A 12,017-nucleotide genomic window follows, 5' to 3' on the forward strand; every position below is an offset into this window, starting at 1 on the left:
GGTCGGAGGGCGCCGGCTTGAATCTGGTCTGTGCGGAGGCGGCGAAGGCGGCGGCGGATTTCAGGAAGTGGCGGCGGTGGGGGGAGTCCGGTTGCATGCAGTGGAAATGATAAAGGACGGGGAAAAAGGGGACGAGGGAAAAAGGGAAAGAGGGAAAAAGGGAAAAAGGGACAGAAGGGCGGAGGGAGAAACAGGAAGGGGCTGGGTTGGTTCGTGGTTTCCCACCCTCGCGGCAGAAAAAAGTCGCGAGGATGGGGCACGGACGGGTTGGACGTTTCTCTTCTACTTGTTGACGGCGGCGGCGGAGAAGTAGAGGTCGACGTTGTTGCGATCGACGAGGGTTGTGCCGGTGTCGACGAAGACGGGGTAGGGGGAGAAGAAGTCGGTGCGGAAGTCCTTGTTGAGTTGTGAGGGCGGGGCTTCGTGGACGTTGTGCAGGAGCTTGAGGCCGAAGAAGCCCATGGTGTAGGGCTTTTGCGCGATGGTGGAGTCGATGGTGCCGTCGCGGATGGCGTTGAGGGTGCCTTCGTCGGTGTCCCAGGCGATGACGGTGCGGTCGGTGGCTTTGGCGGCTTTGACGGCGTCGGCGACAGGCTTGCCGGAGATGGCTTCGAGGCAGACGAAGGCGTCGATTTTCTGGGCGCCGGTTTTAGCGAGGAGTTGCTGGGCCTGATCGGCGGCGGTTTTAGCGTCGCCCTTCATGTCGATGGTGTCGACGATTTTTATGCCGGGTTGGGTGCTGAGGATCTGGCGGAAGCCGGCGAGGCGGTCCTCCAGGTTGGGCTGGCCGGGGATGGTGAAGAAGGCCACGTTTCCTTTGCCGTTGAGCTTATCGGAGAGGCGGCTGCCGCCCAGGCGGCCGGCCTCAATGTTATTGGTGCCGATGAAGTAGAGGCGGCGGGTGGCGGGGGCGTCGGAGTCGACGGTGATGAGAGGGATGCCTTCGCGGATGGCGGATTCGATGCCGCGCTCCAGGGTGGACACGTCCGCGACGGAGATGAGGATGCCGGCGGGCTTTTCGCGGACAGCGGTCTGCAGGGCTTCGAGCTCAGCGACGGGGTCGTAGCTCTGTGGGCCGGCCACTTTGGCCTGCACTTTGTAAACGGCTGCCGCCTTGTTGAATCCGTTAGCGACGGTCTGCCAGTAAGGTAGCTGCACGTTGGCAGCGATCAAGTAATACACCTCGGGGCCATTGTCAGTGTTGCAACTGGTGGCAGATGCCAACACCAGCCCCGCCAGGACCAACCCAAACTTTCTGTTGAAGTTCATAGGTCTCCTCAGTCGAGCCAGATTCGACAGCCGGCGCGTCAAGGGGGAGGCGCAGTATCGGCGGGAGCGGCATGGAGGCGACGGGGGGAGTCGACCGTGGGCACGGGATGGAGCGCTCGTGGGCGGGGGACTGCTTCCGGCCCGGATGCCGGGGCTACCGGCGTTGCGGATCCAACTTGGGAACCGGTTGTTACCGCGAAAGCATTGTAACTCGAATGAAGGAGAGGTGGTTGGGGGAGGGTGGGACAAAGGGAAAGAGGGACAAAGGGACAAAGGGAAAGAGGGAAAGAGGGACAAAGGGAAAGAGGGACAAAGGGAAAGAGGGACAAAGGGAAAGAGGGAAAGAGGGAAAGAGTCAGAAAGTTACAGGGTCACAGAGTGTAAAGAGCGAAGAGGGAGGGAGTGAGGCAGGGGTGGGGGGTGGGGCCCACCCTGGCGACAGAGACAGGAACGTCGCGAGGGTGGGCACCCTGGGGTTGGTTCGCCCGCGTGCGGGAGGCGCTTACTCGGCGCTGGTTTCCGCGGGGGCTTGGACAGCTTCGGTCGCCGCCGCGGCTTCGTCATTGGCGTCGCCGTTCACCTTCACCTTGACGTGGGCGGTGACTTCGCGGTGCAGACGGATCGAGACCTCGTGGTTGCCGAGGGACTTGATGGCGTCGGCGAGCGTGATTTTGCGGCGGTCGATGTCGAAGCCCTTGGTGGCGAGCTCGGCGGCGATGTCGGCCGAGGTGACGGAGCCGAAGAGGTGGCCGCTTTCACCGGACTTGCGGGTGAAGGTGAGCACCACGGGCTCGAGCTGTGCGAGGAGCTGTTCGGCCTGAACCTTTTCAGTGGCCGAGCGGCGGGCGGCGGCGGACTTCATCTGGTCGATGACCGCTTTGTTGGCCGCGGTGGCCTGCAGCGCCAGCTTGCGGGGCAGCAGGAAGTTACGGCCGTAGCCATCGGCAACTTTGACCACGTCTCCGCGGTGGCCGAGGTTGGCTACGTCTTCTTTGAGGATGACTTCCATGTTGAATCTCCGTTATTCGAGGGGGCTTGTTCGGGCTTCCCTCAGGGGCCAAAGCCCCGCGAAAATCTGGTTGCGTGCGGCGTGACCGAACAGGTTGCTCAAGGGAGTTTGCAGGGCCGGTCGCATTCGCAGGGGCTAAAGCCCGAGTTGCTTCGAATGCTTTGATCGGCACGACACAAGTCGTGCCCTGTTACAAAGCCGGTCCTACGTAATTCCTTCAGAGGCCATGCAGTCATTCCGTTTCGATACGCGCGCGTCTCCGCGTGCTCAGAACCACTCGCCTTAGTGGCGGGTGGCGAAGGGCAGCAGGGCGATATTGCGGGCCTGCTTGATGGCGCGGGTGAGGCGGCGCTGGTGGGTGGTGCAGACGCCGGTGAGGCGGCGAGGCACGATCTTGCCGCGTTCGGCTACGAAGCCCTGCAGGAGGCGCACATCGCGATAGGGGATGGCGTCGATCTTTTCGGTGCAGAACTTGCAGACCTTCTTGCGGCGGAAGAACTTGCCGCGGCCGCCGGGGCCGCCGGGACGGGGTCCGCGGGGGCCGGAGCCGGGACCGCCGCCAGGACCTGAACTGCGCTCAGGGCCGGAGCTGCGCTCAGGGCCGGAGCTCGGCCGTTCTTGTGCGGGTGCGCTCGACTCGGGCGCCTTTGCTTGTGTTTCGTCAGCCATGTGATTCCTCGTTTGTCCGCTTTGTGCTTTCAGCTTTCAGCTGTCAGCTCAAGCATTGGTAAATGGGCCGATTCCGGCCGGGGCTTTTGAGGGAGCAGGGAATAGGGATCAGGAGTAGACGAGCGCGCCGTGCGCTCCGGTTTTCCAATCCCTGTTCCCTACTCGCTATTCCCTGTTCTCAGGCGCTGGCCTGGGCGGTTTCGCTGGGCTCGGCGGCCGGAGCAGCCTGGACCGGCTGTGGAGCCGGGGCGGCGGGTGGGGGCGGCGCGGGCGCGGCGGCGGGTTCGGCGCTGAGCTTGCGGCGCGAGGCGCGGATCGCCCTGACCTTGGCCAGGCGCTTTTCTTCCTCGTCCATGCGCACGGTGAGGAACTTGATCACCGGCTCGGAGACGCGGAGGCGGCGCTCGAGCTCATGCACGGTGGCGCCATCGGCCTCGACGGTAAGCAGAATGTAGTTGCCGTCGTTGAACTTGCGAACCATATAGGCGAGCTTGCGCCGGCCCATCTTTTCGGTCGACTTGATGGTGCCGCCGCCGTTGGTGACAGTGGTGTTGAAGCCGGCGAGCAGCTTGTCGACGTCTTCTTCGGCCACGTCGGGCCGAACAATGAACATTACCTCGTATACACGGGACATCCGGTTTCTCTTTTCCGCCGCTCCAGAGCGGCAGTGATCAGTGAACAGCGATCAGTGATCAGAAACTCACCGACCTTGTTCTCAATTCCTTCTCACCGCAATCGCCAGTCAGGTGTCGTTTTCCGTCTGACCACTGAAGACTGACCATGGATCACTGTTCCTTGCGGTTAAATTCGTTCATTGCGGGGCCCGGGCCATCGTGGAGGATGCGGCGGACAGCGGTTGCTACGCGGTCGAGCACTTCATCCATGACGGTCAGATCACGCTTGCTCATCGGCGAAAGCAGATAATCTTTGCCGCCCCGTCGACTGGCTCCGGCTGCGATTGCTTCGGGAGGGAGATCCTGTCCCACTCCGATGCGCAGCCTGAGCCATTCCTGACTGCCGAGAGCGGCGGTTATGCTGCGGGCCCCGTTGTGGCCGGCGGGCGAACCGCGCTCTCTGATCTTGAACGTTCCCAGCGCCAGGTCGAGCTCGTCATAGATAACGAGCAGGTCCTGCTGCGGGTCCGCTTCGTACTCCCGAACCAGGGCGGACACCGAAGCGCCGCTCAGGTTCATGTAGGTCTCCGGTTTGGCCAGTATGACTTCACGTCCTGCGATGCGGCAGGAGGCGGTCATAGCCCGGCAGCGCCGGTTGGCGACCACAACGCTTTCTTGCGAAGCGATGCGGTCGATAGCCATGAACCCCGCGTTATGCGGAGTCCATAAGTAATCCGGTCCTGGATTGCCGAGGCCCACCACGATGAATGGGCCCCGGCGCTGGTTGGGAACCGGAGAAAGACTTGCGTCGCCCAAGACTTACTTCTTGCTTTCGGTCTTCTTGGCGGCTTCGGCGTCGGGCTTGCCCTTCTTGGCGACTTCGGGCTCGGCCGCGGTGCCGGCGGTGGCGACAGTCGCTGCGTCCACGGTCGCAGCCGCTTCTTCGCGGATGGAGATGACGTGGGCGACGGTGGCGTCTTCGGCGGCCAGGAACTTGACCTTGTCGTTGTGCGGCAGTTCGCTGAGGCGCAGGACCTGATGAAGGCCGAGGCCGGCGATGTCCACGTCGATGTGGCTGGGAATGTCGGCGGGGAGGCACTCGATTTCGACTTCGCGGAGGACCTGATCGAGGATGCCGCCCTCGGTCTTGACGCCGACGGGCACGCCGACGAGCCGGATAGGCACGCTGACGCGCAGGGTCTTGTCGAGGGCGATGCGCTTGAGGTCGATGTGGATCAGCTTGTCGTTGATGGGCTCGCGTTGCCAGTCGACGATCATGGCCTTGGCGGCGTTGGCCTGGTCGCCGAGGGTGAGATCGAAGATGGTGTTGTGGCCGGACTCGGAGAAGAGGATCCGCGAGATCTGCTTGGGATCGACCTCGACGGCGACGGGCTCATGGCCGGCGCCATAGAGAACAGCGGGGATTTTGCCGGCAACGCGCACGCGGCGGGCGGCATTCTTGTTGAACTTGCCCTCGCGGGGCTTGGCTACGACGACTTCAGGCATTTTTCTCTCATTTCTGGTCGGGCACGGGAAATACAGCTTCTCGCCGCTAGCTTCTAGCTACTAGCTCAAATGCTGATTTCTGCCGCTCCCTTTGTTAAGCCAGTGGTCAGTGATCAGTGGTCAGTGGTCAGCAAGAACCCGACGCACGACACTGGCTGAGACCTACCAGCAGTTTTGGTTTTGATCACTGATCACCGATCACTGATCGTTTCAGGAAAACAGCGTCGAGACGCTGGTTTCCATGTGGATGCTCTCAATGGCCGCGCCCAGAAGGCCGGATATGGTGAGCACCTTGATCTTGCTTAGCTTTTGTGCGGCTTCGCGCAGGGGGATGGTGTCAGTGACGACGACCTGCTCGAGGCGCGAGGCGGCGATGCGTTCAATGGCCGGGCCCGAAAGCACGGCGTGGCTGGCGCAGGCGTGGACCGAGGCGGCGCCGTTGACGTAGAGGGCGTCGACGGTTTTGACCAGGGTGCCGGCGGTGTCAATGATGTCGTCGATGATGAGGCAGGTTTTGCCGTTCACATCGCCGACCACGTTCATGATCTCGGCTACGTTGATGTCGGTGCGGCGCTTGTCGACGATGGCCAGGGGGGCGCCCACTTTTTGCGCGAAGAACCGGGCCCGCTCCACGCCGCCCGCATCCGGGGACACGACGATGAGATTGGGCAGGTTCAGGTCTTTGAAGTAGCCGACCAGGACGGGGCTGGCGAAGAGGTGATCGACCGGAATGTTGAAGAAGCCCTGAATCTGCGCGGCGTGCAGGTCAACGAAGAGAGCGCGGTTGGCGCCGGCGGTGGTGAGCAGGTCGGCAATGAGCTTGGCGCTGATGGCGACGCGGGGGCGGTCTTTGCGATCCTGGCGGGCGTATCCGTAATAGGGGACGACCACGGTGATGCGGGCTGCGGAGGCGCGCTTGAGCGCATCGATCATGACGAGCAGCTCGACCAGGTGCTGGTCGACGGGATAGCAGGTGGGCTGCACCACGAAGACGTCGACGCCGCGGACGTTTTCAAGCAACTGGAAGTAGACTTCGCCGTCGGCAAAGCGCTGCAGCTTGGCCTCGCCCACTTTGACGCCGATGTGGCGGGCGATTTCCTCGGCGAGCGGGCGATTGGCGGTGCCGGAGAAGAGCTTGAAGCGCTTGTCTTCGCTGAGATTGCGGCTGCGCTTGCGCTCGGGGGCCGGCTTGGCGTCCTTGGCCCTGGTGTCAGGGTGAGCGACGGGCGCGGCGGGATTGTTGGTTTCCACCGTGCCGGTCTGCTGCTTTTCTTCCACTGTTGCGGTCAACGATCCTGTTTCCATCTCTCCGAGGTCCTCCAAGCTGGTTGGCTTTGGCTGCTTTCCCGGTATGTGCGGTCCGTGTTTTGCGGACCCTGGAGGCGACCAGGTCTCAGGATCGAGACAGGGGGCACTCCGTCAACACTATGAAATCTGGCTGGGCGATCAGGATTCGAACCTGAATAAGTGCCTCCAAAGGGCACTGTCCTACCATTGAACGATCGCCCAACATCACAACATCAGAGGCCCATCTGCAACTGGCCCGGGCAGCCCGTCCGCGAGTGTTTCGCGGAGGAGTTAACCCTGTCAACAACCTGAGGGCTGAAGCATTTGGCCCCAGTACAGGGGGCGCGGCAGGGTACGCGTCAGAGTGCTTGCTATACGCGCCGCCTGCAGACGTGCGCAGGCTGCTTCGGCCATCTCCCGGGTCAGGTATAACCCGAAGAGAGCTGAACCGGACCCTGACAGAGAAGCATGCAGGGCTGCCTCCGGAGTGTCGTCGGCGGCAAGAAGGCGCTTGATTTCAGCAAGGGAAGGATGCTGGGGGAAGACCACACGTTCGAAGTCGTTCGCGATCCAGCTCGTAATCCCGGTGCGGACAAGCGCGGACTCTTGAAGTCCGGCGAGGTCCCCTCCGTTTGGGGGGACACCGGAGGAACCTGCCTGCCGTTCCTGCGGGACTGCTCCCGCGAAGGCGCTGGCATAGGCGCGGCTCAACTCCTTTAGCTTATCGTCACTGGCCTCCTGGGTCAATCTTTCGCGGATGCAGAGGTCGTCCCAGTCGCGAAAGGCCTGGGGGGTGGAGACGCCGATGGAGGGGGTGGCGACGACGCACCAGGTGGGATCGAGGTCGGGGAGGGGGTAGACTTCCTGGCCGCGATCGAGGCCGAGGACGGTGCCTCCGATGAGGAAAAGGGGGACGTCGGAGCCGACCTGGGCGGCGATTTCCAAACGGGAGCTGGGGAAGCGGCGGGGGCTGAGGCCGAGTTCGGCTGCGAGCTCGGTTTCAAGGCCGACCTGGGCGGCGACGGCGTTGGCGGAGCCGGCTCCCAGGCCGCCCTGGACGGGAAGGCCTTTTTCGATGTGGATGTCGACTGCAGCGTGGGCGCACAAGAGCTGCAGGCCGCGCTCGGCCATCTTCCAGGCGGTGTTGCGGTTGTCGGAGGGGACGCGGCGGTCGTTGGAGGTGATGCGGATGGTGGTTTGGGGGGCGCGGCGGGCGGACACGGTGACCACGTCATGCATTTCGAGGGTCTGGTAGACGGTGGCGAGGGCGTGAAAGCCGTCCGGGCGGGGGGCGCCGATGCCGAGGCCGAGGTTGATTTTGGCGTGCGAGCGAACGGCGGTGGGCATGACTTCATTGTAGAAGGCGGATGGCTGGCGGAAGGGCGGCAGGTTAGCGCCGCCTGGCGGCGAGCGGGTTAGCTGATTTGGGCCAGGTACTCAGCCGGAGTGAGGACGACCACTCCGCCTCGTACCTGCTCGGGGAAGTGCCTGATGTTGCCGGTGACCAGCCACGCGCCGGCCGCGTGAGCCAGAGCGAGGAAGGGAGCGTCCTTTGGGTCAGGGCAAATCTGAGGGAATGATTCAGGATCAGGAAGGGACAGGCTGGTGCGAATCAAGGTCTCAAGCCAGATGGGAGGAACGCCGTAGCTGTGGAACTTTGCCCGAGCTGTGACTTCGCGGTACTCGGCCACCACACAGGGGCTGGTGACGAGCTGGATCCGGCCATCGAGGAGGAGGTTGACGATCCTGGAGGGAATGCCCTCTGCGTTGATGCGCGCCGACACGATCACATTCGTGTCGAGCACGATCAGGCGCATGCGCGGTCCTGTTGGGGGGATGATGCGCGAATGCGGGCAATCTCAGCATCAATCTGCTCGTCGCTGGTTAGATCGAAGCCGGCCTCCCGCGCCAAACGTTGATCCTCGCGGAGACTGGCCTTTGCGATGGCACGCTGCAGGTCTGCGTCCTGAAGGGCCAGATCGCCGTGCACGGGAACGAGAAAGAAGGCAGGCCCACTCTGACCGACGAGCAGAGCTGTTTCGCCGGGGGGAACGTCCTTGAGGGCCACCTGGCCACGAGTTCGAAATTCACGCAGGGAGACCTGACGCATGAGTCACCTCGCCAAGAGTGTAGCCGAAATGGCTACGCAGGGCAAAGGGTTCCACGGACTTGATTTGGCAGCTGGCGGAAGGGCAGCAGGTTAGCGCCGCTTGGCGGGGAGCGGGTTAGCAGGTCAGCGGGACTGCTCTGGCAGGGCGAGATCCCCATGCTTCAGGGCTCAAGAGGCTGCGGGAAAAAGCGGTTTTGTGGTGAGTCGGGTAGTGGCAGGGGCTAAAGCCCACACATTCTATTAGCCTTAGCGGCACGACTGAAGTCGTGCCCTGTTACAAACCCTGCTCATTTTGAGTTTTTCCGCAGCCTGTCAAGCTCAGGCATTGTGTGTGGGCCTGATCGGCCTGACTGAGCAGTGAGGGCTTGATTGCAAAGCTTCTCCAGGTGAGTCTTTCGCAGCCTCGGAAGTGGTGCGTTTTGAGGGGCGAATCAGCGGGTGTTTGCGATAGCTGTGAGGCGGCGTACCGCTTCATGGAGTGGGGGGACCGGGTTGCGGTTTGGGGGGCCGCGATGAATCAGGGCGCGGTTGGCGCGCAGGATCGGGCTTAGAATGCAAGTCCTGGAGGCAGTGAGAACCGAGCGCGAGGGGCCGGGTGTCGGCGTGCGGCGACACCGTGGGGCTCACGCGAAAGGAGGAGCCATGAAACTCCGATTTCTTCGCAGTAGCGGGTTCTTGCTGTGTGTGCTGGCGGGAGCGGGGGGAGCGACGCTTTGCAGCCAGTCGCGTGGGTCGTTGACGGAGCACTCCACAGCCATGGAGGTGCTCTACGGGAAGCCGTACGTGATGGTGACGATCAATGGGAGGGGCCCGTACCGGTTCATTCTCGACACCGGGACCGGGGGTGAGGTGCTGATTACGCCGGAGCTGGCGCGTGAGCTGGCTTTGCCGGCGACGGGCAAGGCTACGCTGAGCGATCCGAGCGGGGAGGGCAGCAAGAAGAAGGTGCCGGTTGTGCTGATCGACACGCTGGAGCTGGCTGGGGTGCGATTCAACACGCTGGAGGCGGTGGAGCATACGTTCCAATCCGAGGCGGGGCAGGCGGAGGGGCTGCTGGGGTTCGCATTGTTCCGGGATTATCTGCTGACGCTCGACTTTCCTAACCGGCGAATGGGGCTGAGCACCGGCGCGCTGACGCCCGACGGCGAGAAGACGGTGTTGCCGTTTACGCTGCAGTCGGGCGTGCCGGTCACGCAGCTCCGGCTGAGCGACCAGGTGGCGGTGCAGGCGCTGCTGGATTCAGGAGGCGCCGGGCTTGAGATTCCCGAACAGGTTGCCGCGCCGTTGAAGTATGACGTGGATCCTGTGCTGTTTGCCGTGGGGCACTCGATCTGCACGACGTTCCAGATCAAGGCGGCCAAGCTGGGCACGGACGTGAAACTCGGCCGCTATGTTTTCGCTCACCCCGTGGTTCAGATCCACTCGGCATTTCCAGTGGCGAACTTCGGGGCGTGGCCCATGCAGGGGTTTGCCATCACGTTCGATCAGGAGAACCAGCTGGTGCGGTTCGAATCGGCCCACGACACGTTCAGCCTGGGTCCGCCGCCGAGCCCGCCGCACCTGATCAACCAGGCACGGCAGCAGGCGGAGGATTTGGTGCCGGTGGATTGAGAGAGGCAGGGAGCCGGGACAAAGGGACAAAGGGAAAAAGGGAAAAAGGGACAAAGGGACAAAGGGAGAGTAGGACCTGAGCGGGGGTAAGAGCAGGGCGGGCATTGGCATCAGGCAACAGGCTCAGTGGGGGTGCAACACCGTTGCCGGTTGCCTGATGCCCATGCGTGACGCCTAACTCGCTGCTTGCTCGAGAGCTACCGCTTTGGGGAAGAGGATGTTGTTCTCCAGGTGGATGTGCTGGTGGAGGTCCTGCTCGAATTCGCGGACGCTGATGTAGAAGTTGAGGAACGTGGGGCAGGCGCCTGCGGGCGGGGTGTAGTCGCTGGAGAGGCGACGGATCTCGGCCATAAGGGTGGGCGGGCCAAGCCTACGGCACGGATGATATGGGTGGGTGGCTATCTGCAATCGCTCCCTGTTCAGAACGCGACGATTTCAGCAACGTGCACAGCTTACGGTGTCCCGTTCCTGAATCTCGCGCAGACAACCTCCATGGACACCCCGTTCACCTGGACGAGCAACTTGCAGACCGGCCACAAGCACCCGCTCATCTCGTCTGGGCACCACATACAACGGAACCAACTATTTGCGTGGTGTGATTGCTGAGTTCATCAAGAGCATTTTCTAGTTCGCTCTGATCAATAAGGGGATCGGCACGGGGTGAGAGTTTGGAACCTATCACCGGCAGGGAGGATAATGACTAATAAGTCCTACGAATTCTTCTCTTCCGAGGAAAGCATGGCACCGACTTCCACTTCCCAAAGACTCGCGACTTTGGAGCAGGACAAGAAGTGGCATTGGACCGCGTTAACCGTTGCGGCGCTAGCCGTCGGAGGTTGGTGTGGTTGGCTCACAACCCAATTTATGTGGGTCAACAAGGACATGTCTTCAATCAAGGAGGATATAGGCAAAATCAAACAAAAAGTGGCTGACGGCGGACTAGGGACTATAGTGTCCTCTCTTGAGCACCCTGCCTCCCCGCAACAGTTAGCCGCCAATCTGTCCCTCGTGACCTCCCAGATCAAGGTTGACCGTGCTGAGGGAAAAGCACCGGATCCGCAGAAGATCGTGAGGCTTAGCTCGGCGGTCAAGGAGGTAGCTGTGGCGAATCCAGACGTCACGGAAGCTTGGCAAGCGGCCGCACAGTTGATTACCTACCGCTCGCAGACGTCGCACTTGGACGAGAAGAACCCGATGAACTACTGTGTCAATCAGCCCTATAAAATAGAGATGAAGCCCGATATCCCGGCCGCTGTTCGTAGCAATTACACCGCAGCCTATGCGGCAGACCTCAGTAATTGCATTTTCGTACTCCATGATCAGGCGGGCTTCGAGCGTAGCCAAGCCGCTCAGCAGTATGGTGAAATGCAACGTCGGCTTCATGCGGCTGGAGGGAATCCGCCATATCTCATCTTCCTTCTTCGAAACGTGAGGGTGATTTACCGCGGCGGTCAGCCGGTCACAGCTGCGGCATTCGAGTTTGAGAATTGCCTGTTTGAGTTCCAGGAACCGGCTTCCGTACCACCGCCACGCGGCCGCAAAGTCCTCAGCGACCTCCTCGTTGCCGATCTTCAGCGAGTAGCAGTTCCACTAGTTTGATCGTCCCCGCGAGTGTGGCCGTCTCGTTTGCGCCCACGCCGCAGGCGGCTGTGTCACATTCCAATGCCTCTGCCGCTGCCAGCATGCTGAAGGAAATCGGGATCACGGCGTTGAATCATACGGTGTTTGAGGACTATCACCTGTTCCGCGTGGAGATGCGCATTCTGCCGGGGGTGGGAGAAATGGCTCCTGCGCAGCCGAAGCAGCCGTGAATTGCGAAGGAGGCTGGTGCAGCAGGTTAAGCTGGCGGCATGCACAAAGCGATTCTCCGAACTTTCATCCTGGTGGCCGGTGTTCTTTCTGTTGGTTGCATGGTGCGCGCGCAGGAGGATGCCGCGCTGGA

14 protein-coding genes and 1 tRNA gene are annotated in these 12,017 nt (G+C 62.1%); 3 read left to right on the top strand and 12 right to left on the bottom strand.

Annotation, left to right across the window (positions count from 1 at the left end; genetic code table 11):
- Positions 1-282 precede the first annotated feature (282 nt).
- From VGL22_RS17315 to VGL22_RS17365, 11 genes are all read right to left on the bottom strand, one after another.
- Complete coding sequence (locus tag VGL22_RS17315) at positions 283-1,269, bottom strand: substrate-binding domain-containing protein (protein WP_465268201.1); 987 nt, start codon at positions 1,267-1,269, stop codon at positions 283-285.
- A 502-nt stretch (positions 1,270-1,771) separates the two neighbouring features.
- Positions 1,772-2,278 carry a 50S ribosomal protein L9 gene (rplI, locus tag VGL22_RS17320; protein ID WP_465268202.1) on the bottom strand — a complete coding sequence of 169 codons (507 nt, stop codon included), beginning with the start codon at positions 2,276-2,278 and terminating at the stop codon, positions 1,772-1,774.
- A 282-nt stretch (positions 2,279-2,560) separates the two neighbouring features.
- Complete coding sequence (gene rpsR / locus VGL22_RS17325) at positions 2,561-2,947, bottom strand: 30S ribosomal protein S18 (RefSeq protein ID WP_465268203.1); 387 nt, start codon at positions 2,945-2,947, stop codon at positions 2,561-2,563.
- 178 nt (positions 2,948-3,125) lie between these two features.
- Entirely contained in the window at positions 3,126-3,581 is a 456-nt protein-coding gene (gene rpsF / locus VGL22_RS17330) for a 30S ribosomal protein S6 (protein ID WP_465268204.1), read from the bottom strand.
- Positions 3,582-3,732: 151 nt separating this feature from the next.
- Positions 3,733-4,377: an aminoacyl-tRNA hydrolase gene (pth, locus tag VGL22_RS17335; protein ID WP_465268205.1), complete on the bottom strand. Its 645-nt coding sequence runs from the start codon at positions 4,375-4,377 to the stop codon at positions 3,733-3,735.
- Between the two features lie 3 nt (positions 4,378-4,380).
- Positions 4,381-5,067, bottom strand: coding sequence for a 50S ribosomal protein L25 (locus VGL22_RS17340; protein ID WP_465268206.1), 687 nt, complete (start codon positions 5,065-5,067; stop codon positions 4,381-4,383).
- A 210-nt stretch (positions 5,068-5,277) separates the two neighbouring features.
- Positions 5,278-6,372 (bottom strand): ribose-phosphate diphosphokinase, encoded by a 1,095-nt coding sequence (locus VGL22_RS17345; RefSeq protein WP_465268207.1) that lies wholly within the window; start codon positions 6,370-6,372, stop codon positions 5,278-5,280.
- 130 nt (positions 6,373-6,502) lie between these two features.
- A tRNA-Gln gene (locus tag VGL22_RS17350) sits at positions 6,503-6,576 on the bottom strand.
- Between the two features lie 78 nt (positions 6,577-6,654).
- Positions 6,655-7,701 (bottom strand): 4-(cytidine 5'-diphospho)-2-C-methyl-D-erythritol kinase, encoded by a 1,047-nt coding sequence (locus tag VGL22_RS17355; protein WP_465268208.1) that lies wholly within the window; start codon positions 7,699-7,701, stop codon positions 6,655-6,657.
- A 68-nt stretch (positions 7,702-7,769) separates the two neighbouring features.
- A complete protein-coding gene (locus VGL22_RS17360) occupies positions 7,770-8,171 on the bottom strand; it encodes a putative toxin-antitoxin system toxin component, PIN family (protein WP_465268209.1) in 402 nt (133 codons plus the stop codon).
- Positions 8,162-8,464: a prevent-host-death protein gene (locus VGL22_RS17365; RefSeq protein ID WP_465268210.1), complete on the bottom strand. Its 303-nt coding sequence runs from the start codon at positions 8,462-8,464 to the stop codon at positions 8,162-8,164. Before VGL22_RS17365 ends, VGL22_RS17360 begins: the two co-directional genes overlap by 10 nt.
- A 642-nt stretch (positions 8,465-9,106) precedes the next feature.
- On the opposite strand from VGL22_RS17365, the gene VGL22_RS17370 reads away from it, so the two are divergent.
- On the top strand, positions 9,107-10,075 hold the full coding sequence (locus tag VGL22_RS17370; RefSeq protein WP_465268211.1) for a retropepsin-like aspartic protease: 969 nt from the start codon (positions 9,107-9,109) through the stop codon (positions 10,073-10,075).
- A gap of 174 nt (positions 10,076-10,249) precedes the next feature.
- On the opposite strand, the gene VGL22_RS17375 is transcribed toward VGL22_RS17370, so the two are convergent.
- Positions 10,250-10,426 (bottom strand): hypothetical protein, encoded by a 177-nt coding sequence (locus VGL22_RS17375; protein WP_465268212.1) that lies wholly within the window; start codon positions 10,424-10,426, stop codon positions 10,250-10,252.
- A 345-nt stretch (positions 10,427-10,771) separates the two neighbouring features.
- Here VGL22_RS17375 and VGL22_RS17380 point away from each other — a divergent pair, with 345 nt between their 5' ends.
- Positions 10,772-11,674: a hypothetical protein gene (locus VGL22_RS17380; RefSeq protein ID WP_465268213.1), complete on the top strand. Its 903-nt coding sequence runs from the start codon at positions 10,772-10,774 to the stop codon at positions 11,672-11,674.
- A complete protein-coding gene (locus tag VGL22_RS17385) occupies positions 11,671-11,886 on the top strand; it encodes a hypothetical protein (RefSeq protein ID WP_465268214.1) in 216 nt (71 codons plus the stop codon). Before VGL22_RS17380 ends, VGL22_RS17385 begins: the two co-directional genes overlap by 4 nt.
- Positions 11,887-12,017: the final 131 nt, after the last annotated feature.

The organism is Occallatibacter sp. (assembly GCF_036502485.1).
Classification (GTDB): Bacteria; Acidobacteriota; Terriglobia; order Terriglobales; family Acidobacteriaceae; genus Telmatobacter.

Excerpts from the sequence above, each read along its gene's own strand:
- VGL22_RS17315 (WP_465268201.1), bottom strand. The coding sequence starts at position 1,269 with ATGAACTTCAACAGAAAGTTTGGGTTGGTCCTGGCGGGGCTGGTGTTG.
- VGL22_RS17345 (WP_465268207.1), bottom strand. The coding sequence starts at position 6,372 with ATGGAAACAGGATCGTTGACCGCAACAGTGGAAGAAAAGCAGCAGACC.
- VGL22_RS17380 (WP_465268213.1), top strand. The coding sequence starts at position 10,772 with ATGACTAATAAGTCCTACGAATTCTTCTCTTCCGAGGAAAGCATGGCA.
- rpsF (WP_465268204.1), bottom strand. The coding sequence starts at position 3,581 with ATGTCCCGTGTATACGAGGTAATGTTCATTGTTCGGCCCGACGTGGCC.
- VGL22_RS17370 (WP_465268211.1), top strand. The coding sequence starts at position 9,107 with ATGAAACTCCGATTTCTTCGCAGTAGCGGGTTCTTGCTGTGTGTGCTG.
- VGL22_RS17365 (WP_465268210.1), bottom strand. The coding sequence starts at position 8,464 with ATGCGTCAGGTCTCCCTGCGTGAATTTCGAACTCGTGGCCAGGTGGCC.
- VGL22_RS17355 (WP_465268208.1), bottom strand. The coding sequence starts at position 7,701 with ATGCCCACCGCCGTTCGCTCGCACGCCAAAATCAACCTCGGCCTCGGC.
- VGL22_RS17360 (WP_465268209.1), bottom strand. The coding sequence starts at position 8,171 with ATGCGCCTGATCGTGCTCGACACGAATGTGATCGTGTCGGCGCGCATC.
- rplI (WP_465268202.1), bottom strand. The coding sequence starts at position 2,278 with ATGGAAGTCATCCTCAAAGAAGACGTAGCCAACCTCGGCCACCGCGGA.
- rpsR (WP_465268203.1), bottom strand. The coding sequence starts at position 2,947 with ATGGCTGACGAAACACAAGCAAAGGCGCCCGAGTCGAGCGCACCCGCA.
- VGL22_RS17340 (WP_465268206.1), bottom strand. The coding sequence starts at position 5,067 with ATGCCTGAAGTCGTCGTAGCCAAGCCCCGCGAGGGCAAGTTCAACAAG.
- VGL22_RS17375 (WP_465268212.1), bottom strand. The coding sequence starts at position 10,426 with ATGGCCGAGATCCGTCGCCTCTCCAGCGACTACACCCCGCCCGCAGGC.